Source organism: Streptomyces sp. NPDC102270, assembly GCF_044766405.1.
In the GTDB taxonomy this organism is placed as follows: Bacteria; Actinomycetota; Actinomycetes; order Streptomycetales; family Streptomycetaceae; genus Streptomyces.
On sequence record NZ_JBIWLX010000010.1, the window covers coordinates 158,246 to 181,514 of the forward strand.

A 23,269-nucleotide genomic window follows, 5' to 3' on the forward strand; every position below is an offset into this window, starting at 1 on the left:
ACGGGACGCTCAGGCCAGTGCCTCGGGCTCCAGGTCGCCCAGGTAGGCCGCCCGTACCGCCGGATCGCGCCGGACCTCCTCCGGCGTACCGGCGCAGATCCGGCGGCCGAAGTCCAGGACGACGACCTGGTCGCAGACGCTCATCACCATGTCGACGTCGTGCTCGACGAGCAGCACCCCCATGCCCCAGTCCTCGGCGAGCCGCCGTACCAGGTGGGCCAACTCCCGGGTCTCGTCGTCCGACAGGCCGGCCGCCGGTTCGTCGAGGAGCAGTACGGACGGCGAGGCCGCCACCGCGCGGGCGATGGCCAGCAGCCGGCGCTCGCCGTACGACAGGTCGCCCACCGGCCGGTCCAGACTGTCCTGGAGACCGAACTCCCGTACCGCGACCAGGACATGGGCGGGCAGCGGGCGGCTGCCGGGGCGGACCAGGTCCGTGAGGTAGGCCCACCGGCCCGGCCGGTCGCAGGCCGCGTACAGGTTGTCCAGGACGGTCATGTCCTCGAACAGCTCCAGGGACTGGAAGGACCGGCTCAGACCGGCGGCGGCCCGCCGGTGGACCGGCAGCCGGGTCGCGTCCCGGTCCCCGAGGCGCACACTGCCCGACGCGGCCCGGGTGAAGCCGGTGACCGCGTCGATGGCGGAGGTCTTTCCGGCGCCGTTGGGACCGATGAGCCCCACGACCTGGCCCGGCCCGACGTCGAATGAGAGCCCGTCGACGGCGACGACACCGCCGTAGCGGACGGTGAGGTCCCGTACCTGGAGGGGGAGCGGGGCGGCGCGGGTCACGGTCGGGGCGGCCGACGGCTCGTTCTTCGGGACGGTCGCAGGCCGCTTCGGGGGCAGCTTGCGCCCCCGTGTGCCGAGCCCCTTCGCGATGCCGTCCTGGTTGCCCACCAGCGTCAGCACCAGGATGATCCCGCCGATCAGCGGCATCCAGTCGCTGAGTCCGGGCAGCACGAGGTCCCCGAACCGGGCGCCCACCGTGCCCGCGGCGAAGGTCGCGCCGAACAGCGGTCCGACGAGGAAACCGACACCGCCGATGACCGCGAGGCCGAGCGCGGTGATGGAGTTGAAGCTCGCGAAGTCGGACAGGACGACCGAGGTCGAGCGGAAGCCGGTGAGCACTCCGGCGAGCGCGGCGATGGCCGCGGACAGCCCGAAGGCGTAGAGCTTGGCGGCGCGGACGTCGATGCCGAGGGCGGCGGCGGCCCGTTCGTTCGCCCGTACGGCGATCAGCCGGCGGCCGGTCCGGCTGCGCCGCACGTTGGCGACCACGAGCGTGGCGGCGACGAACAGCACGAGCACCACGGCGGCGTACCGCTGCGGATGGTCGACGCCGGAGATGCTGATCCCGAAGAGGGTCTGCTTGCCCACCGCGATGCCGTCGCTGCCCGGGGTCGTCGACAGATCGGTGTTCTGGAAGACCATCGCCTCCAGCGTGGTGCCGAGGCCGAGCGTGATGATCGCGAGATTGACACCGCGGGTGCGGACCGCGGGGAGTGCGAACAGCAGGCCGATCGGCACGGTGCCCAACACCCCCGCCAGCAGGGCGAGTTCGAAGGGCCATCCCCAGTCGGCCGCCGCGTGTCCGGCGAGGAAGGCGCCGGTTCCGGCCAGGGCGTAGGCCGCGAGGGAGACCTGTCCCGCGTACCCGGTGACCACGACGATCGACAGGATGATCAGTGACAGCACCAGGGTGGTGGTGATCGCGTCGGCCCACAGCGGCGTCGCCAGGCTCACCAGCGACAGTCCGGCCACGACGGCGAGCGCCAACGGCAGGGGGCGGACCCTCCCGGTGCCGAGACCCGGCAGCCGGTCCAGGAACGTGCCGCGCAGGGGCAGCGCCCGGCCGCGCGCGACCAGCACCAGGGCGATGAAGAGGAAGGGCACCGAGGCGGCGAGCCCGGTGACGTCGGAGCCGAAGCGGGTCAGTTCGGACTGCACGACGCCGATGACCAGGCCGCCCGCCAGCGTGACGGGGAACGAGGAGAATTTGCCGACCAGGGCGGCGGCCAGGGCACTGAGCAGGAGCGTGGTCAGTCCGGTCACCGACAGACCGATGACCGGCACGATCAGGATGGCCGTCAGGCCCGCGAGGGCCGAGCCCAGGGCCCAGTTGCCGGTGGCGATCAGGTCGGGTGACCAGCCGAGCGAGGCGGCCGCGCCCTCGTTCTCGGCGACCGCGCTGGTGCCCAGGCCGAACAGGGTGCGCTTGTAGAGGAGATGCAGGAGCACGGTCGCGGCGACCGCGATGCCGATCAGCCACATGCGGTCCTCGGAGACCGTCGCCCCGGCGATCGTGAGCAGCTTGGTGGGCAGCTTGCCCGGCACCAGCTCCAGACCGTCGCCGTAGCGCTTGACGGCGATCGCGGTGAGCACGATGAAGACCGCCAGGGTGCCGACCAGACGGGCCAGCGAGGACGCGGTGCGCAGCGGGCGCAGCACCAGCAGGTGGGTGAGCACGCCCAGTACGGCGGAGGCGAGCACGCCGCACGCGGTGGCGGGCCAGTACGGCACGCCGTGCTGGGCGGCGAGCTCCCACTGGACATAGGCCCCGGCCATACCGATCGCGCCGTGCGCGAAGTTCAGGACGCCGGAACCCCGGTAGACCAGCACGATGCCGTGCGCTGTGAGTGCGTAGAGGGCGCCGAGCCCGAGGCCGAGCAGCGCGAAACGCAGGACGTCGTCCATCGAGAAACCTCCCGAGGCAGGGGCGAGACAGTGTATTCATTTAAATAATTGTGCCGAGAGTACTTCACTAACCAGAAAACAGACCCCATGCTGTTCGCCATCTCGACGACGAGCCCAGCGGAGGAACCATGAACCACTCACGCCGACGCAGAACCGCCGCAGCGAGCTGCCTCGCGGTCACCGGAGTACTGCTCGCCGCCGGTTGCGGGGGAGAGGCGTCCGGCAGTTCGAAGGAGGAGACCTCCGCCCTGAAGGGCACACCGGTCAAGGTGATGGTCTGGGCGCCGGAGGACACCCAGGGCAGCGCCCAGCCCGGAGTCCGGCTCACCGCCCAGGCGTACGAGAAGTGGATCAACGCCAACGGCGGGATCAAGGGCGCTCCGCTGAAGGTCCTCACCTGCAACGAGAAGGGCAACCCCGACGAGGCCGAGAAGTGCGCCCAGCAGGCGGTCGCAGAGAAGGTGGTCGCGGTGGTGGGCTCCTACAGCCTCGCCGGTGACCGCTACATGCCCATCCTGCAGAAGGCCGGCATCCCGTACATCGGCGGCACCGGAGTATCGGCGGCCGAGTTCTCCAACCCGCTGTCGTTCCCGGTCAACGGCGGCACCCCGGTGATCTTCGCGGCCCACGGCCGGCAACTGGTGCAGAACGGCTGCAAGAAGATCTCCGGCGTGCGCTACGACGTGGCCGCCGCCGCCGTCGTCTCGCAGTTCCTCACCGTCGGCGCGGTCTCCGCCGGAGCGCCGGCGCCCAAGGACATCAAGGTGCCGCTCACCGCCACGGACCTCGCCCCGCAGGTCGCCGCCGCGACCAAGGGCAGCGACTGTGTGAGCGTCATCATGGGCACCGCCTCGGGCCTGTTCGTGAAGTCGTACGTGCAGTCGGGCGCCAAGACGAAGCTCGGCAGCGTCGTCGGCAACCTGACCCCGCAGCTCGCCGAGAGCACCGGCGGATCCGGCGGCCCGCTGGAGGGCGCCGCGATCACCGGCTACTTCCCGCCGACCTCCGACGCAGCCTGGAAGGACTTCCTCGCGGCCACCGACGGCGACAAGGACATCGACACCAGCAACGGGGCCAACGAGACGACCTGGGTGGCCTTCAAGGTCTTCACCGAGGCCGCCAAGAAGCTCCCGACGATCACGGCGAAGGCCCTGGTGCAGGAGCTCGACACCTCCCCGGGCATCGACACCGGCGGACTGACCCCGCCGCTGAGCTGGAAGACGTCCACGGCCCTGCCGATCAAGGGCCTCAACCGCATCCACAACACCACCGCCACCGAACTGACCATCCGCGACGGGAAGATCGAGTGGGCCAAGCCCGGATCGACGTTCGTCGACGTCCGCAAGGTCCTGACGGCCCTGCCGTCCAGCTGAGGAGCAGGCCCGTGCCGGACACCGACGTACCCCTGATCGAAGCACGCTCCCTGTCCGCCGGATACGGCAGTCAGCCCGTCGTCCGCGATCTCGACCTGGAGGTCCGGCCCGGCGAGGTCGTCGCCCTGCTCGGCCCCAACGGGGCGGGCAAGACCACGACCCTCCGGGCGCTCTCCGGCAGCCTCGCCCCGATGGGCGGCGAAGTGCGCTGGTTGGGCGAACCCGGCCGGACACCGCTGCACCGCCGGGCCCGCCAGGGCCTGGCGTACGTCGGTGAGCGGGCGGTCTTCACCCGGCTCGACACCGCGGACAACCTGCGGGTCGGCCGGGTGAGGTCCCAGCAGGCGCTGGAACTCTTCCCCGAGCTCGAAAAGCGCCTCACCACCGGCGCGGGCATGCTGTCCGGCGGCGAGCAGCAGATGCTGTCGCTGGCCCGCGCCCTGTGCCGCGCGCCCAAGCTGCTCCTCGCGGACGAACTCTCGCTCGGTCTGGCCCCGCTCGTGGTCGACCGCCTCCTGCGCGCGGTACGCGAGGCGGCCGACCGCGGCCTCGGCGCACTGCTGGTCGAACAGCACGTGCGCAAGGTGCTGGACATAGCCGACCGCGTGTACGTCCTGCACCGCGGCCGGGTCACCATGACCGGCACCCCGACGGAACTGCGCGGCAACCTCGACGCGATCGAGTCGTCGTACCTCGCGCAGACCGCAGCGGAAAAGACCACGTACGCAACCGATTGAGGTGAACGCTGTGCCAGGCGCACGCGAGCAGATCCGATCCCTCGTCCTCTCCGGCGACACCTTCGACCAACCCGCCGACGAACTGGGGGAGTTGCAGCTGGAGGCCGCCCGGGAGACCTTCACCGCCCACCGTGAGCGGGTTCCGCTGCTGCGCACCCGGGCGGCGGAGACCGGCGTGGAGGAGGTCACCGGCCTCGACGACCTCGTGCCGCTGCTCTTCTCGCACACCAGCTACAAGTCCTACCCCGTCTCCCTCATCACCGCCGGCCGCTGGGACCGGCTGCTGCGCTGGTACACGACCGTGTCGGCGGTCGAACCCGGCGACGTCGACATGGACGGCGTCCGTGACATCGACGAGTGGACCGACCGCATCACGGCCGCCGGCCACCGCCCGTACATCACCAGCGGCACCTCGGGGAAGGTCTCCTTCCTCAACTGCGACGCCAGTGACCTGAGTTTCCTGCACGACATCCTGGAGAACCTCACCTGCTGGCCCGACCCCCTGCCCCCGAAACCCACCCGCCGCGGCTACCTGCTGGCACCGGCGAACGGCCCGATGCGCTCCATCGACGGCTTCCGCTGGCACGCCGACGTCTTCGCGCAACCCGGCGAGACCCGGTTGCTCACCGAGGACGCGATGCGGGTGTCCGAGCTGATGAGCAGCGCGCTGCTGCGCCGCCGGATCGCGGAGGGCACCGCCACCCCACAGGAGATCAGCTCCTTCGAGACCGCCTCCGAGTCCCGTGAGGGGGAACTGGGCGCGGCCATGACCGCGATCGTCGACGACATCGCCGCCCACCGCGACGAGCCGTTGCTGATCGCGGGCATGAACAACCAGCAGTTCACCCTCATCCAGGCCCTGCGTGCCCGGGGCGTGCCCGACGGCAGCCTGCACCCGGACACGCTGGTGCTCAGCGGCGGCGGCAACAAGGGCCGCGCCCTGCCCGACGACTACCAGCAGCAGCTCACCGCCTTCTACGACGGTGTGCGCCGCGTCCGCAGCTACGGCATGACCGAGCTCCAGGGCTCCTGCCTCGCCTGCGAGCAGGGCAACTACCACGTGCCGCCCTGGGTGATCCCGCTGGTGCTCGACGAGCCCGGCGAGAGACTCCTCAACCCCGAACACGGTGTCGTGGAGGGACGGTTCGCCTTCCTCGACGTCTCCCTGGAGGGCCGCTGGGGCGGGCTCATCAGCGGCGACCGGGTCTTCGTGGACTTCTCGCCGTGCGCCTGCGGCCGCCCGGGCCCGGCGGTCCTGCCGGACATCCGGCGCTACGGCGACCTCGGCGGCGACGACAAGATCACCTGCGCCGCGACACTCGACTCCTATGTGCGGGGGATGATCCACTGATGAGCGGCACGACACTCGGCGACACCACGGCCGTCGTCCACATGGTCAGGGGCGAGGTCGACAACAGCACCCCCGTCGACCTCGGCCGGTTCGCCGCACCGGCCCTCGACCTGGACCGCCTCGTGTGGCCCCGCACCGAACCCGGCCCCGCCTTCCACGTGCCCGTGGCGGAGATCGTCGACCTGCTGGTGGAGACCGGCGAGGCCCTCAAGGCGGACCGCGCGGGCCTGCTCGCCGAAGCCCTGGAACGGATGGTCCCGGTCAGCCCGCTGCCCGCGGAGGTGCTGGAGCGCGCCTACGCCGTGCTGTGGCGCAGCTTCCAACGCCCCGGCCTGTACGCCCAGATCGACCACGAGCTCGGCGGCGCGGACGTGCTCGACGGCTGGCGCGAGGTCCGCCTGCCCGACGACCGGATCGCGGCCACCCGTGCGTTCCCGCCCCGCCTGGTGCACATCATCGCGGGCAACGCGCCCGGAGTCGCGGCGATGTCCGTCGTGCGAGGCGCGCTCACCAAGGGCGTCAACCTTCTGAAACTGCCCTCGAACGACCTGTTCACCGCGACCGCGATCCTGCGCACCATGGCCGCGGTCGCCCCCGGGCACCCGGTGGTGCGGTCGTTCTCCGCGGTGTACTGGCGCGGCGGCGACGAGGCGGTGGAGAGCGTGCTGTTCCGCCCGCAGTTCTTCGACAAACTGGTCGCCTGGGGCGGCGAGTCCACCATCCGCAGCGCACTGAAGTACGTCGGCCCCGGATTCGAACTCGTCTCCTTCGACCCCAAGACCTCCATCTCGATGATCGGCCGCGAGGCGTTCGCGTCCGAGGAGAGCCTGGCCCGGGCGGCCGACGCGGGCGCCGCCGACGCCACGTTCTTCAACCAGCAGGCCTGCGTGGCCAGCCGCTTCCAGTTCGTCGAGGGATCCTGGGACGACGCCGACCGCTACGCGGCCCTTCTGTGCGAACGCCTCGGCGTGGCAAGGGAGTTCAGCTCGGCCGGCGGCCCGCGGGTCGCCGCGGAACTGCGCGAGGAGATCGACGTCCTGCGCTCCATGGAACCCGAGTACCGGGTGTGGGGCGGCTATGACGGCCGGGGCCTGGTCATCCGCTCACCGGAACCGGTGGACTTCCACCCCGACGGGAAGATCGTCGACGTGGTCCCGGTCGCCGCCCTGTCCGACGCCGTCGCCCACGCCGGCGTCGCCACCCAGACGGTCGGCGTGTACCCCGACACCCGCAAGGCGGATCTGCGCGACGCCCTGGCCTGTGCCGGGGTGCAGCGCGTGGTCTCCCTCGGCAGGGCGGGCGGCATGCCGCCCGGCCTCTCCCACGACGGCTTCTACCCCCTGCAACGGCTCATGCGCTGGGTGAACGACGAGTGACGGCTTGCGGCGCGCGGCGAACAGCGCCCCGCGATACACCCGGACCGCGAGCCCGGTCACGCGGAACAACGCGGCCACCGGCGCGGGTCTGACCTAGCGCGGGACGAAGCGCTCCGGACGGCCGAGGGACCGTCATCGGTGGGGCGTCGATCCGGTGGCGAGGGCGCCGCCAGCGCTGACACCGGCGATCCGCCGAGGTAGGGGAGTGTCTGCCCGGCGGCCCGTCGCCGGGCTTCGATCGGCGGTCAGACGTCGAGCACCAGCCGGGGGCCGAACCCCCCCACCACCTGGGCGGCCGTCGCGCTCATGACCCGACGCCTCACCCGTCGCAAAAGCCCGCCCCGTTGAACGGCGCGATGTCACCCCGTACTACCGTCGTCGGCCACGTCCTGGTCGGCCCGCGGCCCGCGGCCCGGTCTCGGCGAGCCGCCGCCAACCGGACCGAGCGCCCCCTCGCCGAGTGGACCTGCGCCCCCACCGCGGCCTCACCGCGATGGACGCCGTCCGCTGCTCTCCCGCACCACCAGTTCTGTCGCCACCTCCACCCGCGTCGTCTCCGGCTGCTCCCCGGACAGCAGCCGCAGCACCATGCGGGCCGCGAGCGCCGTCATGTCGGCCAGCGGAGTACGGACCGTCGTCAGGCGTGGGGTCACCCAGTCCGCGAACGGCAGATCGTCGAAGCCGACCACGCTGACGTCGGCCGGGATGCGCAGGCCCAGTTCGGCGGCGGCCCGGTAGGTGCCCAGGGCCTGGTGGTCGCTGCCGGCGAAGATCGCCGTAGGACGGTCGGGCAACGCCAGGAGCTCCAGGGCGTGCTGGTGCGCGAGGTTGTGGGTGAAGTCGCCGTAGCGCACCAGCTCGGCGTCGAAGGGAAGACCGGCCTCGGCCAGCGCCGAGCGGTAGCCGTCGACCCGTGCCCGGGAGGTGAGCCGGCGCTCCGGACCGCTGATGATCGCGATGCGCCGGTGGCCCAGCTCGATGAGATGGCGGGTCGCGGCCAGCCCGCCGGGCCAGTTGGTCGCGCCCACCCACGGCGTGCCCGGCGCGGGTTCGTCGATCGGCATCACCAGCGCGAAGGGGATGCCGAGCCGGCTCAGCTCCTCGTGCTGCTCCGCCGTCAGTTCGGGCACCACGAGAATCGCTCCGCGCGTGGAGCGGGTGGCCAGCGAGTCCAGCCACTGACGGGCGCGCTTGGTCCGGCCGTGGGTGGAGGAGACGACCAGCCCCATGCCCGCGTCGTGCAGGACGTCCTCCGCGCCCCGGATCAACTCGACCGCCCAGGGGCTGTCGAGTTCGTTGATGACGAAGTCGATCAGCCCGCCGGGCGGCGCCGCGGTGGCCGCCGGGCGGTGTTTCGCCAGATAGCCGTGCTGCCCGAGCAGGCGCTGCACCTTGGCCCGCGTCTCCGCCGATACATCGGACCTGTCGTGAAGCACCTTGGACACCGTGGACACCGAAACGCCTGCCTGGTCGGCAATTTCGGCGAGGGTGCGCCGTCTTCCCTCACCGGATCCTGTCCTAACCGTTGACGTCATCGGATGAATCTCCTACGTTGCCGAGGCGATCGAGCTTTGCGAAAACTATCGCAATCCTTGGTCGCGGAGTAAGGCTCCTCGGCGAAAAAGGTGGTCCTCCATGAAGAGATGGCGCGTGGCTTCCCTGGCCGCGACCGCGGCTGCGGCTCTGGTGCTCTCCGGCTGCGGAGGCACCGGTGGCGGCGCCGGCGGCGATTCGGGCGGCGGCAACGGCGAGTTACTGGTCTGGGTGGACAACACCCGGATGCCCGCGGCCCAGCAGTACAAGAAGGCCCACCCCGACCTGAAGCTGCGCATCGTCACCATCCCGCCCGACGCGGGCTACGTACCCACCAAGATCTCGCTCGCCAACCGCACCAAGAGCGGCTGGCCCGACGTCGTCTTCCTGGCCAACCCGGCCGAGGCGGCGACCCTCGCCAGCGCGAAGTTCGGCTACGCGGCCCCGCTCGACGACCTCGTCCCCCAGTCCGTCCGCGACGGCTTCACCCCCGGGGCCCTGGACACCTGCACCTTCGGCGGCAAGACGTACTGCCTGCGCAACGACATCGCTCCCACCGTCCTGTGGTACGATGCGACGCTGATGAAGCGCTACGGCTACCAGGTCCCCAAGACCTGGGCCGAGTACCAGCAGACCGGTCTGAAGGCGGCCGAGGAACACCCCGGCACCATCGTCGGAGCCGTCAACGGCAAGTACGGCGCCGGCATCTACTTCGGCAGCAGTGGCTGCGCCACCCGCGACACGCTCAGCCTCACCGAGGTCCACATCGACCTGGCCCAGGCGAACTGCACCCGGGTCGCCGATCTGCTCCAGCCGCTCGCCCGGAAGAAGGCCGTCACCACCGTCGTACCCATCGACCCGGGCTTCGCCAAGTTCGGCAAGGGCGACAAGATCCTGATGCTGCCGGCCCCGGCCTGGTTCGGCGACTTCATGTTCGCACCCGCCTTCAAGGTGCCCAAGGGACGGATCGCCGCCGCCCCCATGCCCACCTGGACCGGCGAGAACAAGCCCTACGCCGGACAGGTCGGCGGCGGCGCCTTCCTCGTCTCCGCGCACGCCGGCGAACGCACCAAGGACGCCGCGGACCTCGTGCGCTGGATGACCACCGACGTCGGTCTCCAGGCGAAGCAGCCGACCTACCCCGCCTTCACGGCAGCCGCGACGAAGTGGGGCGAGGCCAAGTCGAAAGACCCGTACTACGCCTCCGACCCGATGCCCGCCCTCACCGTGGCCGCGAACGCACTGCGTCCCGGCTTCGGCGCGGTCCGCTTCGAGGCCGACTGGCAGAGCAGCTTCAACGACACGCTCGTCAAGGCGATCGACTCGGGCGGCAACCTCCGCGATGCGCTGGCGAGTTGGCAGGACAAGCTGGAGGCGGCGGCCAAGACCAGCGGGTACACGGTCGGATGAAAACGCTCACGACACCCCGCCCGCCCGCGGCCGCGCCCCCGGTACCGGTGACACCCCGCCACCGGCGCCGCCCCGCCCGCCGAGCCGCCGTATGGATCCTCGTCGGCCCGTACACCGTGTTCCTCGTGGTCTTCGGGCTCGCGCCCGCCGGATACGCCCTGTGGACCTCGTTCGTCGACAACGGCTCCTTCACCGGCGGGCGCGACTGGGTGACCGTGTTCGAGGACTACCGGCTCGGCGACGCGGCCGCCAACGTGGCGACCTATCTGCTGCTCTGGCTGCCAATCCTGTTGCTGACCGTCCTGTCCCTCGCCTTCACCCTGCACGCCCGCCCCGGCCGCACGACGAGCGCGCTCCAACTCGTCTACTATCTGCCCGGCGCGGTCACCGGCTCGGCCGCCGCCCTGCTGTGGCTGTTCATGGTCAGCCCGGACAGCAGCCCCTTCTCACCCCTGCTCAAGCTGCTGGACGTGCAGAGCGCCACGGACGCGCTGTCCGGCGGCAGCGTCATCGCCGTCCTCACCGTGATGGGCGTCGCGGTGCACGCCGGCGGCTGGATCGTGGTCCTGTACGGGGCGCTCAACGCGCTCCCCAAGGACGTCCTGGAGGCCGCGCAGGTCGACGGCGCCTCGGCCTGGCGGACCATGTGGCACGTCAAGCTGCCGATGGTCCGCACGTACGTCGCCTTCGTAGTGATCTCCAGTTTCGCCTCCGGCAGTCAGGTGTTCGTCGAGCCGACCGTGCTGTCCACCGGCGCCCCCGGCCAGATCAGCCCCACCTGGTCCGTCAACCAGCTCGCCTACACCTACGCGACTCAGGACGGCGACTTCGGCAAGGCCGCCGCGCTGTCGCTGGCCATGCTCGCGGTCGGGGTGCTGGCCGCCTGGATCGTGATCACCCGCACCCGTATGTACGCCACCGACTCCTCCGACTCCCGGTGAGTGAGGCGATGACCGCTCTGTCGCGCGGCGCCCGCGCCCTGTTCCTGCTCGGCGCGGCCGTCTTCTTCGGACTGCCCCTGCTCTGGCTGCTCCTCGCACCCACCCGCACGGCCGACGACCTGACCACCGGCTCACCCCTCGGCTTCGGCTCGCTGGGCAACGTGGGCGACGCCTGGTCACACCTGACGTCGTACAACGACGGCCAGATCACCCTGTGGATCGGCAACTCGATCATCTACGCGGCAGCCAGCGTGGCCATCTCGCTGCTGCTGTGCGTCCCCGCGGGCTACGCCCTCGCCAAACACGACTTCGCCGGCCGCCGAGCCCTGCTCACCCTCTCCATCGTGACGATGATCCTGCCCCCGGCCGCGTTGGTGCTCCCGCTGTACCTGGAGATGTCGGCACTCGACCTCACCGGCACGGTCTGGTCGGTGATCCTGCCGCTGTCCTTCTACCCCTTCGGCGTCTACCTCGCCTTCCTGCACTTCCAGGCGAACCTGCCCGACAGCCTGCTGGACGCCGGACGCGTCGACGGGGCGAGCGAGCTGCGGCTGTTCTGGTCGCTCGCGGTGCCGCTGGCCCGCCCCGCCATCGCTCTGATCGCCTTCTTCGGGTTCGTCCGCTGCTGGACCGACTTCTTCCTGCCCTTCGTGATGCTCTCCGACGACCGCACCTTCACCCTCCAGCTCGGCCTCATGTCCCTTCTCCAGTCCACCGGCGCGGTCAACAACTCCAGCGGCTTCGCCGACCTCGACATCCACCAGCCGGAGGCGGCCCTGGCCGGACTCGTGGCCTGCGCGCCGCTGCTGATCGGTTTCGTCCTGGCCCAGCGCTTCCTGCGCACCGGGCTGCTGGCCGGGGCGGAGAAGGGCTGATGGGCGAGGACGCACGCACGGAACTGGCCTCCCAAGTAAGCGACTTGGTGGGCCCCCTGGTGTCCCGCTTCAGCACGGGCCGGGCGCGCGTACGGCTCGGCGTGAACACGGCTATCCACGACGACACGGCCGCCGAACTGGAGGCGTTCGCCCGGCCGTTGTGGGGACTGGCGCCCCTGGGGGCGGGCGGACAGGCCGTGCCGCACGCCGAGTTGTGGGTCCGAGGACTCGCCCACGGCAGCGATCCCGCGCACCCCGAGTACTGGGGCGAGCCCGTCGACCACGACCAGCGCATCGTCGAGATGGCCGCCATCGGCTTCGCGCTCGCCCTCGCCCCCGAGCAGTGGTGGGACCCGCTGAGCGGCCCCGAACGCGACCGGCTCGCCCGCTGGCTGCTCAGCGCGCTGCCCCGGGAGACCACCGACAACAACTGGCTCTTCTTCCCGGTGCTGATCAGCCTCGGCCTCGACCGGGTGGGGGTGCCCTACGACCGCTCACTGATCACCGCGCGCCTCGACCGCCTGGAGAGTTTCTGGCTCGGCGACGGCTGGTACGCGGACGGCCCCACCGAACGCCGCGACTACTACGTCCCATGGGCCATGCACTTCTACGGCCTGCTCCACGACACGCTGACCGGCGGCGACCGCTTCAAGGACCGGGCGGCCCGCTTCGCCGGCGACTTCCGCCACTGGTTCGCCGACGACGGCGCCGCCGTCCCGTACGGCCGCAGCCTCACCTACCGCTGGGCGCAGGCCGCCTTCTGGGGCGCGCTGCCCTTCGCGGGCGTCGACGTACTGCCGTGGGGCGAGGTGAAGGGATACCTGCTACGCCATCTGCGCTGGTGGCAGGGGCGGCCGGTGACCGGACCCGACGGGCTGCTGTCCGTCGGATACGGCTATCCGCAGCCCGCGCTGGCCGAGCAGTACAACGCGCCGGGCTCGCCCTACTGGTCGCTCAAGGCATGTCTGCCGCTCGCGCTGCCCGAACAGCACGCGTTCTGGACCGCGAAGGAGGAACCGGCACCCGCCGCCCTGCCCGCCGTCAGTACCCAGCCGCACGCCGGGGCGGTACTGATGCGCACGCACGGCGACGTCACCCTTCTGGCCGGACGCCAGCACCACCCGTGGGTACGCCATGGCGCCGAGAAGTACGCCAAGTTCGCGTACTCGACCCGCTTCGGCTTCAGCCTGCCGAACGGCACCCTCGGGCTCGAACAGGGCGCGTACGACTCGATGCTGGCGCTGAGCGACGACGGCGGGACCCACTACCGGGTCCGCGAGGAGCCGGCCGCCCACTACGTCACCGCCGACACGGTCCTCAGCACCTGGCATCCATGGCCCGACGTGGAGATCACCACCTGGCTGACGGCCGCCGCGCCCTGGCACGTGCGCGTCCACCGCGTCCGCACCGCTCGCGCCCTGCACACCGCCGAGGGCGGCTTCGCCGTCGACCGGGACGCGGGCACCGACCGCGAGACCGGGCCTGGACACGCACGGGTGTCGGCCCCCGCGGGCGTCACCGGACTGCGAGACCTCGACGGCCGGCGCGAGGGCGAGGTCGTCGACTGCCTGCCCGGCACGAACGTCCTCGCCCGACGCACCGCCCTGCCCGTACTCGTGGGCCGACTCCCGCCCGGTGAGCACTGGTTGAGGTGCGCCGTGCTCGGTGCCCCGGCCGGGCACGAAGCGGACACGGCGTGGCGAGAACCCCCGCCCCTCACACACCCGACGACCTCGCGCACTCCCTGATCCCGCGCATTCCCCAACCACCGCACATTCGACGACTGGAGACGGGACTTGAGACTCAGACATCTGTCCGTACTGGCTGCGGTGACCGCGCTGCTGACCTCCCCGGTGCAGGCGCAGGCGGCGCAGTCCGGCCGCACGTACCATGTCGCCCCCCGGGGCAACGACCATGCCCGCGGCACACAGGCAAGCCCTCTGCGCACCATCGGCGCCTGCCTCGACCGCGTCCGCCCTGGCGACACCTGCCTGATCCACCAAGGCACCTACCGCGAACAGCTCACCCCTCCCTCAGGCACCGAGGGCGCCCCGGTCACGATCGCCGCGTACGGCGACGGCCCGGTGACCGTCGACGGAACGGAAAAGGTGACAGGCTGGAAGGACGCGGGCGGCGGACTGATCGCCGCCGACACCGACCTGCCGCCCGACCCTGACTTCAACGCGGTGTTCCTGGACAACACCCGGGCCGCGGAAGGCCGTTGGCCCAACTCCGGCGCCGATCCGCTGAACGCGACCTGGGCCGAGGCCGACACCACCTCTACCGACCAGCACATCGACGACACCGACCTGCCCGACGCCGACTGGACCGGCGCCACCGTGCACCTGTGGGCGGGCTCCAACCCGTGGGCGCAGCAGACCGGCACGGCCACGGCATCGTCACCCGGCAAGCTGGACTTCAAGGGCGGCAACTACCGCTGCACCCCGCTGTGCATGGGCAACCAGCCCTACCGCAACTACTACCTCGTCGGATCGAAGGCCGCCCTCGACCAGCCGGGGGAGTGGTACTACGACAAGACGGCGCACCGGCTCTACCTGGTCCCCCCGAAGGGCGGCATCTCCGGACACACGGTGACCGCCAAGCACCGGCTGTGGGGCGTCGACCTGAGCGACAGCTCGTACGTCACCGTGCGCGGCCTGGACCTGTGGGGAACCTCCCTGCGCACGGGCAAGTCCAGTACGGGAGTCGTGATCGACCGACTGCACGCCACATACATCTCCGAGTACTCCACCTTGCCCATGCCGCCGGACAGCGACCTCGCGATCGAGCCGGCCGAGGGCCACATCGTCGCCTCCCGCATCCTCGACTCCGGCATCCAGATCCGCGGTACCGGCAACACTCTGAAGAACAGCGAGATCGCGCAGTCGGCCGGTGACGGAGTCCTGGTCCGCGGCACCGGCAACACCATCACCAACAACTACATTCACGACGTGGGCTGGATGGGCAGCTACACCCCCGGCATCGAGATCAACGGCAACGGCCACACGGTCACCCACAACACGATCCGCCGCACCGGACGGGCGGCCATCGACACCGCCTACCAGATCAACGGCACCGAGTACCACGACAACCGCATCGCCTACAACGACATCTCCGAGGCGATGCGCACCTCCCGTGACGGTTCACCCTTCTACGTGTGCTGCTACCTGAACGGCACCGGAAGCTCCATCGACCACAACACCGCACATGACTCCGGCGGCCAGAACGGCTACTACGTCGACAACTACTCCGGCCACTTCCGCCTCCACCACAACGTGGCCTGGAACACGGGGGCCCGGGGCGTGTACTTCAACGGTCACACCGGCCCCAGCATCGCCAACGAGGACCACAACTCCAGCTACGGCGTGGGCATCGGTACCGCCTCGTCCGCCCTCGGCGGCGCGACGGACGCGTCCGGCTCGTACTTCAGCAACATCATCGGTCCCAAGCCGGTCACCGCGACGCAGACCGGCAACCCGCTGCCGATCGTCCGCTCCAACCTGATCAGCCCCACCCCCGGCTACACGGACGCCGTCAACGGCGAGCTGTGGCTGACGCCCGGATCACCCGCCATCGACGCGGGCGAGGTGGTCGACGGCATCACCACCGACACCCTGGGCACGGCTCCGGACCAGGGCGCCTACGAGTACGGCGCCCCCATCTGGTCCACCGGTTGCGACCTGCCCGGCTGCCGGCAGCGGGTACGGCACGGCAACTGGAGCGCCACCGCGAGTGACGGCACCGACGCCTCCGCCACCGTCGACGGCGACATCAACACCCGCTGGACGGGTGCCGCCCCGCAGGCCGCCGGCCAGTCCCTGACCGTCGACCTCGGCGAGAGCAAGACCTTCAACCGGCTCTCCCTCGACGCGGGCCGCGACACCGGCGGCCGTCAGCCGTACGGCTTCACGGTCTCCGCCAGCAGCGACGGCACGCACTGGGGCAAGCCGCTCGCCCGGGTCGCCGGCCGCTCCTTCACCCAGGACGCGCTGTTCCCCGCGCAGACCACCGCCCGCTCCATACGGATCACCCTCACCGCGAGCGGCCCCACGCCCTGGGTCGTCAACGACATCCGGCTGTACGGCGACGGCCCCGACGCCGCCTCGACGCTCCAGGCCGAAAAGGCGACGACTGTACGCGGCGCGGGGCGCGGCACGGCGGCCACCGGGGCCCTCGACTCCGGCGACTGGGTGGCCTTCCGCAAGGCGAACATCAGCGGAAAGCACCTCACTGTACGACTCGACTCCGCCTGCGCCCGGGCCTGCTCGTTCCAGCTGCGCCTGGACGCGCCGGACGGTCCAGTGGCCGCGGTCGTGCCCGTCACGGGTACTGAGGGCTGGCAGGAACTGTCCGTGCCCCTGAAGCGCGAGGTCACCGGCGCGCACGACCTCTACCTCGTGGCGAAGGGCACGGGCCGGGTCGCCGCGCTCGACTGGCTGACGGTCAGGCCCTGACACACGAGCGCCGGACCGGGCCGGGCGACGGGACACGGAACCCCGCCGCCCGGCGGCTCTTCAGCCGTTCTGCTCGGCGTCCAGAAGTGCGAGGGCGTTGCGGATGCCCTGTTCGAGGAGTCGGTCGGCGAGTTGCCGGTCGGTCAGGGCGCGGGAGAGCTGCAGTGTCCCGGCCATCATGCCGAGGAGGCTGAGTGATTTCAGACGGGCCGAGGACGGGTCGTGGGGTGCCAGGCGGGCAGCGAAGCCGTCGATGAGGGTCAGCACGCCGTCGGTGGACGCCTGCCGGGTGGGGCTGATCAGGTTGGAGCGGACGATCGGCAGCGGGTTGTCGGTCGATGGCAAGTGGTCACCTGCTGTGATCCGAGAAAGATCCGGGAGGCGGGGCGCAGTACGACCAGGCCGGTGTCGGCGTGGCGGACGACCATCAGCCGACAGGACCGCCTGCCGGCCTCGCAGCCGTGCGCCCCGGCCCATCCGCCTCACCGGGCCCACCTGGGCGGCGGCGTGTCAGACGGTGCTGGGCGGTGGGGTAAACCGGCGGGTGCGGGGGGCCGTGGCGGTGATGCCGTAGTCCTTCTTGAGCGTTTCGGGGATCGCGTAGTGCATGACGCGTCCACGGGTGAGGGAGGACAGTTCGAAGACCGTGGTGAGGTGGCCGAGGCGGTCCAGGGCCCAGGCGCCGAGCGGCGAGCGGTCCTCGATGGTCTCCAGGACGCCGAGGAGGTGCGGTACGGCCTTGACGGCGGTGTCCCACGAGGTGTGCGGCACACGGAGCCAGTCGGCGCAGGTGTCGCCGATGAGGTGGCGGATGAGGGCGGAGACGACAGGGTCGAAGAAGGTGCCCGGTACCACCTCCTCGTAGAGGTCGATCAACCCGCGGGTCAGCTGGGCGCCCTCCTCGGAGGGCCCCATGTGTCGCACCATGTACAGGTCGAGGAACTGGCGGGCTTCGTCGAGGGTCAGGGGTACGGCGTCCTGGTCGACGCCCAGCATGGCGCCGACGACGCGCCACGCGTAGTAGTACGCCTCCGCGCCCTCGGTCGACATGTGGATCCCGAGGCGGTGCAGGCTGTCCAGGACGAGCAGGGAGAAGAACATCTGCCCGCCGATCATGTCCTCCTGGCAGATCGGCGTTCCGTGGACCGCGGTGTCCCAGTGGTTCTCGCGGGCGAGGTGGTGGCGGATGGAGGCGTGCAGGAGGCGTACCTTCTGGGCGGCGGGGATGAAGCGGCTGCCGGCCTCGAAGGCGTCGGGCTGCATCAGATGGACGGTGAACTGCCCGGTCTCCGCCATCCGTTTGGACGGGTACTTCAGGCCGTGACTGGCCGACAGCAGCTTCGCCACGTGCGGGACGACGTAGCAGGCGGGCATGGCGGCGAAGGACAGCGAGGTGGCGATGTGCACGTTGTTGTCGATGAAGAAGAGCCGTGCTTGCTCCATCTGCGCCCAGTCCACCCAGGACGGCGGGGTGCGGGTGACTTCGAGATACTCGCGTGCGACATCGGGCAGACCGTCCGGCAGGGGAGCGCCGGCGGTGGAGACGTAACGCATCAGGGTGTTGAACGTACCCACCTCCCCGCGTGCGAAGAGCTCGGCGACGGTGGCGTCGGCGAGTTCGTCCCCGGCCCGCCGCAGGGCGTCCAGTGATGCCTCGGTGTAGGCCATGGCAGGTTCCTCGTCTTCCTCTGGAGGGTCCACGACAGCCGGGAGGGTCGGCTGCCCGGGGCGCCACGAGCCCGTGCCGCCCTGATGGCAGGGTCAGGAAAGGCGTACCGCCGCGGAATGGGCCAGCGCGGACAGTCCGTGGGCGGCGGGCGCCGGTAGATCCAGTTCGTGGAGGGCGCCGAGAGCCTCCTCGACCCGTGCCCCGATCATGTGCTCGATGCGGTCGGGCGCCTTGAGCCGGCGCATCACCGCGCGCACCGCGTCCAGCCCCTCCCCGTCCGGGTCGTTGCGGCCCAGCAGCGAGTGCAGCACCGCGCGTTCCGCGCCGTCGGCGAGCCGCCATGTCTCTGCCAGCAGCGCCGTGGGCCGCCGGCCGCGCACATCGTCGGCATTGGCCTTGCCGGTGAGCTCGGGGTCGCCGAACAGCCCGAGCAGGTCGTCCCGGAGCTGGAACGCCTCGCCCAGCGGCAGCCCGTACGCGGAGTAGCCCTCGCGCAGCCGCACGCCCGCGCCGGCCAGCGCACCCCCGATCAGCAGGGGCTGTTCGACGGTGTACTTGGCGGTCTTGTACCGAATCACCTTCAGCGCCGCCTCGGTGTCAGGACCGGCACCGGTGCGCAGGATCTCCAGACACTCACCGGCGATCAGCTCACGGGCCATCACCGCCCACAACGGGCGGGCCCGGACGAGATACGCGGCGGGCACACCGCTGGTGGCGAACAGCTGACCGGCCAGCGCCATCAGCAGGTCTCCCACCAGCATCGCGAGCGACCGGGCGGCGGCATCGGCGTCCGGACGAGCCCCTACGGCCCCGCGCAGGGCGACATGGGTGGTGGGCCGCCCGTGCCGCAGCGGACTGTCGTCGATGAGGTCGTCATGCACGACAGCGGCGGCATGCACCAGCTCCATCGAGGCTGCCGCCCGCACGAGCGCGTCACTGTCCGGCTGCCCGACCGCCCGCCAACCCCAGTAGCAGAACGCCGCCCGCAGCCGTTTGCCGTCCGCGACCGCCGCCTCCAGCCCCTGGGCCACGGCGCCGAGCATCGGGTCGACGGCCGCGAACTCATCGGCCTCCCGGGCCACGAACCCCCGCAGCACCTCGTCCACGCGGGCCTTGAACGCGGTCGGCTCCCACCGCTCATACGCCACCGGCGGCCTTCCGGGTCAGGGCGCGCCGGGCGAGGATCTCCAAGTGGGCCGGGGGCACGGTCGCATACCGGTCCAGCACCAGACGGCCACGCGCCATGAGCTCGTGTTCCGCCTCCGCGGCCAGCTCGGTGGCGTCCGACCGGCGCAACAGCCCCCGTACCGTCCCCAGGGCCGAACCCACGGTGCTCACCGCCAGATCGGCCAGTCCGGCAGCCAGCAACAGTGCCTGCCTGTCGCTGTTCGAGCCTCCGCGCGGTCCCGTTTCTCGCGTCACACCATCCCCCTCATCCCCGTGCCGCCCCTGGGCGCACACCGCCCTTCCGAGCATCCCGGCATGCACGCTGCGACCGCGGAAGAACTCACGATCGAGTGATCCCCCCGCTCGGCAGTACGGATCCGGGGGAGGGCGACGCCGAGCTGCTGGCCGGACCGGACGGAACCGCAGTTCGCCCGGTTTCGCAGGGCGGCTGTGATGGCGGTTCACACACTCGGTACCAACTAGGTACCATCCTGTGTATGCCATCCCTGAACGTGCCGTTCACCGAGGAAGAGCTCGAAGGGGTCCGCGCGGCCGCGGCCGCCGAGGGCAAGAGCCTCAAGCAGTACCTGCACGACCTCGGTGTCCGCGAAATGCAGCGCAAGCAGTTCATCGCGGGCGCGAGCGCCTGGGCCGACCGGCTGCGTGAGGAGTTCGACGACGCCTTCCCGGACGAGGTTCCCCCCGCGGAGCGCCCCGGCGGGGCCGCGGCCGCCTGATGCACCTCCATATCGACGTCTCCTGGCTCCTCGACGTCCAGGAGACCGCCCTCGGCACCGAAGACATGTCGGTCGCCGACTACTCAGCCCTGGTCGCCGCCGTGGCCCGGCACAAGACCAAACTGCCCACCCTCCAGGCAGCCGACCCCGATGCCGCGTGGCGGGCGGCCGCGCTCATGCACACGATCGTGCGCCTGGAGCCGCTCCCGCACCGCAACAGCCTGTACGCCGCGTTCGTCGCGGCCCAGTACATGGACCAGTCGGGCGAGGGCATCGACCCGCCGTACGGCGCACTGTCCGACCTCGTGCGCAAGATGCGCGATGCCCGGCTGCGCGTTCCCGAGGTCGCCGAGCAGCTGCGCTCCTGGAAGATCTGACCAGCGGACCCCGGCCCCCCGAAGAGCTACGCATCGGCATTGCCACCATGGTCATCGCGCAAGGACCGGATCATGCTCTGCAGGATCCGCAACGCCCCCGACAAGGCGGTGCCATCAACTTCCAGCTGCTGGGCGGCATCTGGATCCTGCAGCTTGCTCATGCCGCCCGGCGAAGAAGCCTGCAAGGGAAGACGCGAGCTCCTCTGGAGCCTCTTCGGCCACGTGGTGCCCGGCATCAATGCCATGGCCGCGGACGTCCGGTGCCCACTGCCGCCAGATCTTCACCGGGTCGCCGTACAGGTCCTCGAGGTCGTCTCGGAGTGACCAGAGGATCAGTGCCGGGCACTGGAGCCGTGTCCCTGCGGCGCGGTCGTCCTCCTCGTGCCGCCGGTCGATGGTGAGGCCCGCCCGGTAGTCCTCCAGCATCGCCCGCACCACGTCGGGGTTTCTCGTGGCCGAACGCCACTCGTCGTAATTCTCCTGCCCCATGCTCTGGGGATCTCCGTGGTACCAGCTGTCCGGATCGGCGTTGATGACCCGCTCGGGGATGTCCGGCTGGGCGAAGAAGAACCAGTGCCACCACTGCGTGGCGAACTCGGTCGTGATGCGGGACAGGTGCTCGGTGAGGGGCAGACAGTCGATCAGCGCCGCCCGCGAGACCACGTCGGGATGATCGAGCGCGAGACGCAGCGCGACACTGCCTCCCCGGTCGTGGCCGGCGAGTGCGAACCGGGCATGGCCGAGGGAACGCATCACCTCGACGACGTCACCGGCGACGGCCCGCTTGGAGTATTTCGCGTGGTCTGCGGTAGGCGCCGGTCCAGTGGATCGGCCGTACCCCCGGAGATCGGGGCAGAAGACGGCGAAACCGCGCCGGACCAGGAGCGGAGCGACGCGATGCCAGGTCGCAGATGTCCGGGGGTGGCCGTGCAGCAGCACCACCGGCGGCCCTTCTCCGCCGTAGCGAACGAAAATCGATGCTTCATCCACCTGAACCCGCTTGGTCTCAAAGCCCTCGAACAAGGCCCGAACCTCCCACCCTCGTTGGTGCACCGCCCGCGGCATCTATTTCCTGCCCCCGCGAGTGCCGCGGACACAACTGCCTTGATACGCCCACCGTGTCGATCATCCGCAGGGGCGCTCGCTCGCGTGACTGGTCTCAGATGGTGGCGTTGTCGATCACGAACCGGTACCGCACGTCGTTGGCTTCCATCCGGTGAACGCCTCGTTGATCGCCGGGGATGCCGCCCATCGCCGAACCGGCGGGGATCTTGTTGCCGTGGATGAGCGAGCAGAGGTTCAGCGCGATCGGCTCCTCGGGGACACCGACGTTCGCCGGCACACCGGGCATCTTGAGCAGGCTGAGGCAGGACGGCGGAGACGGTGAGGTCGAAGCTGCCCGCCAGTTCATGGAAGGTGGGCGGGTCGCTGGTGGCGTAGTAGTGGTCGGGCCCAGGGGCAGGCCGTTTTCCTTCTTGTGCAGCGAGGGCGACAGGACGATGACCTCCGCGCCCATAGCGGGCGCGAGTACATGGTGATGCCGGCGCACAGCAGCGGCGCGGACATGTCGAGGGACAGGTCGTCGGGGATGCGCACGACGTAGTTCTCGTCGACGACGACCTTCTGCGAGTAACCGCTGTAGGTGACTTCGCCGTCACGGCCGATCGCGTCGTACGTGGGGGTCATGCCGCCGTTGGTGCACATCTGCTCCAGGCGCGCCTTGCAGTTGTCGCACTCGCGGCAGGAGGCGACCATGCAGCCGACGCCCACGCGGTCACCGCCTTGTCCTTGGTGACGCCGGGGCCGACCTCAAAGACGCCTTCCCCCGAGTTGACCGGTGCTTCCTCGTTCGACGCTCCGGCCGCCGACCCGAGTGACGCGGGGGATCGGCTACGACGCGCCCCCGCTTCCTCCGGCACCGCCTTCAGAGTCTTCCTCTTCCCACGTCGCGTCCGCCGACGCCACATGGGAGATCCCCGGCCACCTCGCACGGACACCGAACGGCTGCCCGGTCGGCAAGCACGGTACCGATGGGTACTCGGCGGATCCCCGCGGATGGGTGTGCGGCGACAGACGTGCTGTGGGGGCGGCTGCAGGGCGCGGGGCGCCGATGCGTCTTGCCACCGGCGCAGCCGCCGGAATGCTCCAGCCCGACGCCGCCGACCCGACCGCCGAAATGCCGTTTCCGCTTACAAAACGTACCGAAGGCTCACAGAAAGGAACTCTCGATGACGAAGAACCGGGAAAACCCGCACTCCGATCAGCAGGCTGAACAAGCCGCCCGGGAAGCCCGTCAGGCAGAAGAGGAACGGGCGGAGTCCCAGCCGTTCAGCTATCCGTACCCGGAACGCCGCGCGAACGTCCGGGCCACCCGCCACATCACGCGGGAAGAAGCCGACGCGGACGTCACTCCGGGAGTCCCGGGCGGTTACGGCAGCACCGGGGGCGGTCAGCCAGGGGGAAGCGCCGGTATCCGCCCCGACCGCGAAGGCACACTGGACCCGTCCGAGTACGCGGACACGATCGGGGCCGGAGATGTCGCCGGCGAGCCCGACAAGGACTGAGTGCTCGGACC

19 protein-coding genes and 1 pseudogene are annotated in these 23,269 nt (G+C 70.7%); 12 read left to right on the plus strand and 8 right to left on the minus strand.

The features are described from left to right. Nucleotides 1–9 precede the first annotated feature (9 nt). Nucleotides 10–2,694, minus strand: a complete 2,685-nt coding sequence (locus ACIRP7_RS22430; protein WP_403662214.1) for an ATP-binding cassette domain-containing protein — start codon at nt 2,692–2,694, stop codon at nt 10–12. 128 nt (nt 2,695–2,822) lie between these two features. Here ACIRP7_RS22430 and ACIRP7_RS22435 point away from each other — a divergent pair, with 128 nt between their 5' ends. The 4 genes from ACIRP7_RS22435 to ACIRP7_RS22450 are packed head-to-tail and all read left to right on the plus strand — an operon-like array spanning nt 2,823 to nt 7,531. Next, nucleotides 2,823–4,067, plus strand: a complete 1,245-nt coding sequence (locus ACIRP7_RS22435) for an ABC transporter substrate-binding protein (RefSeq protein WP_403662217.1) — start codon at nt 2,823–2,825, stop codon at nt 4,065–4,067. A gap of 11 nt (nt 4,068–4,078) precedes the next feature. Then, nucleotides 4,079–4,804, plus strand: coding sequence for an ABC transporter ATP-binding protein (locus ACIRP7_RS22440; protein WP_403662220.1), 726 nt, complete (start codon nt 4,079–4,081; stop codon nt 4,802–4,804). Between the two features lie 10 nt (nt 4,805–4,814). Further along, nucleotides 4,815–6,155 (plus strand): hypothetical protein, encoded by a 1,341-nt coding sequence (locus ACIRP7_RS22445; RefSeq protein ID WP_403662223.1) that lies wholly within the window; start codon nt 4,815–4,817, stop codon nt 6,153–6,155. Then, nucleotides 6,155–7,531, plus strand: coding sequence for an acyl-CoA reductase (locus ACIRP7_RS22450; protein ID WP_403662226.1), 1,377 nt, complete (start codon nt 6,155–6,157; stop codon nt 7,529–7,531). Before ACIRP7_RS22445 ends, ACIRP7_RS22450 begins: the two co-directional genes overlap by 1 nt. Before the next feature lie 485 nt (nt 7,532–8,016). Here ACIRP7_RS22450 and ACIRP7_RS22455 read toward each other — a convergent pair whose 3' ends face one another. Beyond that, the gene (locus ACIRP7_RS22455) at nt 8,017–9,066 is read right to left on the minus strand and encodes a LacI family DNA-binding transcriptional regulator (RefSeq protein WP_403662229.1); all 1,050 of its coding nucleotides are present in this window, start codon (nt 9,064–9,066) and stop codon (nt 8,017–8,019) included. 100 nt (nt 9,067–9,166) lie between these two features. On the opposite strand from ACIRP7_RS22455, the gene ACIRP7_RS22460 reads away from it, so the two are divergent. From ACIRP7_RS22460 to ACIRP7_RS22480, 5 genes are read left to right on the plus strand one after another with little or no spacing between them, the layout of a single operon-like run. Beyond that, nucleotides 9,167–10,474 (plus strand): ABC transporter substrate-binding protein, encoded by a 1,308-nt coding sequence (locus ACIRP7_RS22460; protein WP_403662232.1) that lies wholly within the window; start codon nt 9,167–9,169, stop codon nt 10,472–10,474. After that, nucleotides 10,471–11,415 (plus strand): carbohydrate ABC transporter permease, encoded by a 945-nt coding sequence (locus tag ACIRP7_RS22465; protein ID WP_403662235.1) that lies wholly within the window; start codon nt 10,471–10,473, stop codon nt 11,413–11,415. Before ACIRP7_RS22460 ends, ACIRP7_RS22465 begins: the two co-directional genes overlap by 4 nt. A gap of 8 nt (nt 11,416–11,423) precedes the next feature. Further along, nucleotides 11,424–12,290 carry a carbohydrate ABC transporter permease gene (locus ACIRP7_RS22470; RefSeq protein WP_403662238.1) on the plus strand — a complete coding sequence of 289 codons (867 nt, stop codon included), beginning with the start codon at nt 11,424–11,426 and terminating at the stop codon, nt 12,288–12,290. After that, a complete protein-coding gene (locus ACIRP7_RS22475) occupies nt 12,290–14,038 on the plus strand; it encodes a DUF2264 domain-containing protein (RefSeq protein WP_403662241.1) in 1,749 nt (582 codons plus the stop codon). The genes ACIRP7_RS22470 and ACIRP7_RS22475 overlap by 1 nt, the downstream gene beginning before the upstream one ends. A 48-nt stretch (nt 14,039–14,086) precedes the next feature. Then, entirely contained in the window at nt 14,087–16,744 is a 2,658-nt protein-coding gene (locus ACIRP7_RS22480) for a discoidin domain-containing protein (RefSeq protein ID WP_403662244.1), read from the plus strand. Nucleotides 16,745–16,804: 60 nt separating this feature from the next. Here ACIRP7_RS22480 and ACIRP7_RS22485 read toward each other — a convergent pair whose 3' ends face one another. The 4 genes from ACIRP7_RS22485 to ACIRP7_RS22500 all read right to left on the minus strand — a co-directional run bounded on the left by ACIRP7_RS22485 (nt 16,805) and on the right by ACIRP7_RS22500 (nt 19,835). Further along, entirely contained in the window at nt 16,805–17,089 is a 285-nt protein-coding gene (locus tag ACIRP7_RS22485) for a hypothetical protein (protein WP_403662247.1), read from the minus strand. Between the two features lie 165 nt (nt 17,090–17,254). Next, complete coding sequence (locus ACIRP7_RS22490) at nt 17,255–18,412, minus strand: oxygenase MpaB family protein (protein WP_403662250.1); 1,158 nt, start codon at nt 18,410–18,412, stop codon at nt 17,255–17,257. Nucleotides 18,413–18,505: 93 nt separating this feature from the next. Beyond that, nucleotides 18,506–19,561, minus strand: coding sequence for a polyprenyl synthetase family protein (locus tag ACIRP7_RS22495; RefSeq protein WP_403662253.1), 1,056 nt, complete (start codon nt 19,559–19,561; stop codon nt 18,506–18,508). After that, entirely contained in the window at nt 19,551–19,835 is a 285-nt protein-coding gene (locus tag ACIRP7_RS22500; RefSeq protein WP_403662256.1) for a polyprenyl synthetase, read from the minus strand. Before ACIRP7_RS22500 ends, ACIRP7_RS22495 begins: the two co-directional genes overlap by 11 nt. Before the next feature lie 242 nt (nt 19,836–20,077). Between ACIRP7_RS22500 and ACIRP7_RS22505 the strand changes: the two genes are divergently transcribed. Together ACIRP7_RS22505 and ACIRP7_RS22510 are read left to right on the plus strand one after the other, a co-directional pair. Continuing rightward, nucleotides 20,078–20,317 (plus strand): hypothetical protein, encoded by a 240-nt coding sequence (locus tag ACIRP7_RS22505; RefSeq protein ID WP_403662259.1) that lies wholly within the window; start codon nt 20,078–20,080, stop codon nt 20,315–20,317. Next, complete coding sequence (locus ACIRP7_RS22510; protein ID WP_403662262.1) at nt 20,317–20,694, plus strand: toxin Doc; 378 nt, start codon at nt 20,317–20,319, stop codon at nt 20,692–20,694. The genes ACIRP7_RS22505 and ACIRP7_RS22510 overlap by 1 nt, the downstream gene beginning before the upstream one ends. A gap of 114 nt (nt 20,695–20,808) precedes the next feature. Here ACIRP7_RS22510 and ACIRP7_RS22515 read toward each other — a convergent pair whose 3' ends face one another. Both ACIRP7_RS22515 and ACIRP7_RS22520 read right to left on the minus strand, forming a co-directional pair. Further along, nucleotides 20,809–21,717, minus strand: coding sequence for an alpha/beta fold hydrolase (locus ACIRP7_RS22515; protein WP_403662706.1), 909 nt, complete (start codon nt 21,715–21,717; stop codon nt 20,809–20,811). Nucleotides 21,718–21,853: 136 nt separating this feature from the next. Beyond that, nucleotides 21,854–22,511: pseudogene (locus ACIRP7_RS22520) on the minus strand (alcohol dehydrogenase catalytic domain-containing protein); the annotation flags it as partial. A 411-nt stretch (nt 22,512–22,922) separates the two neighbouring features. Here ACIRP7_RS22520 and ACIRP7_RS22525 point away from each other — a divergent pair. Further along, a complete protein-coding gene (locus ACIRP7_RS22525) occupies nt 22,923–23,258 on the plus strand; it encodes a hypothetical protein (RefSeq protein ID WP_403662265.1) in 336 nt (111 codons plus the stop codon). The last annotated feature ends 11 nt before the right edge of the window (nt 23,259–23,269 follow it).

Coding starts and splice junctions, on each gene's coding strand:
- ACIRP7_RS22505 (WP_403662259.1), top strand. CDS start 20,078: ATGCCATCCCTGAACGTGCCGTTCACCGAGGAAGAGCTCGAAGGGGTC.
- ACIRP7_RS22490 (WP_403662250.1), bottom strand. CDS start 18,412: ATGGCCTACACCGAGGCATCACTGGACGCCCTGCGGCGGGCCGGGGAC.
- ACIRP7_RS22470 (WP_403662238.1), top strand. CDS start 11,424: ATGACCGCTCTGTCGCGCGGCGCCCGCGCCCTGTTCCTGCTCGGCGCG.
- ACIRP7_RS22460 (WP_403662232.1), top strand. CDS start 9,167: ATGAAGAGATGGCGCGTGGCTTCCCTGGCCGCGACCGCGGCTGCGGCT.
- ACIRP7_RS22465 (WP_403662235.1), top strand. CDS start 10,471: ATGAAAACGCTCACGACACCCCGCCCGCCCGCGGCCGCGCCCCCGGTA.
- ACIRP7_RS22450 (WP_403662226.1), top strand. CDS start 6,155: ATGAGCGGCACGACACTCGGCGACACCACGGCCGTCGTCCACATGGTC.
- ACIRP7_RS22430 (WP_403662214.1), bottom strand. CDS start 2,694: ATGGACGACGTCCTGCGTTTCGCGCTGCTCGGCCTCGGGCTCGGCGCC.
- ACIRP7_RS22435 (WP_403662217.1), top strand. CDS start 2,823: ATGAACCACTCACGCCGACGCAGAACCGCCGCAGCGAGCTGCCTCGCG.
- ACIRP7_RS22475 (WP_403662241.1), top strand. CDS start 12,290: ATGGGCGAGGACGCACGCACGGAACTGGCCTCCCAAGTAAGCGACTTG.
- ACIRP7_RS22510 (WP_403662262.1), top strand. CDS start 20,317: ATGCACCTCCATATCGACGTCTCCTGGCTCCTCGACGTCCAGGAGACC.
- ACIRP7_RS22455 (WP_403662229.1), bottom strand. CDS start 9,066: ATGACGTCAACGGTTAGGACAGGATCCGGTGAGGGAAGACGGCGCACC.
- ACIRP7_RS22525 (WP_403662265.1), top strand. CDS start 22,923: ATGACGAAGAACCGGGAAAACCCGCACTCCGATCAGCAGGCTGAACAA.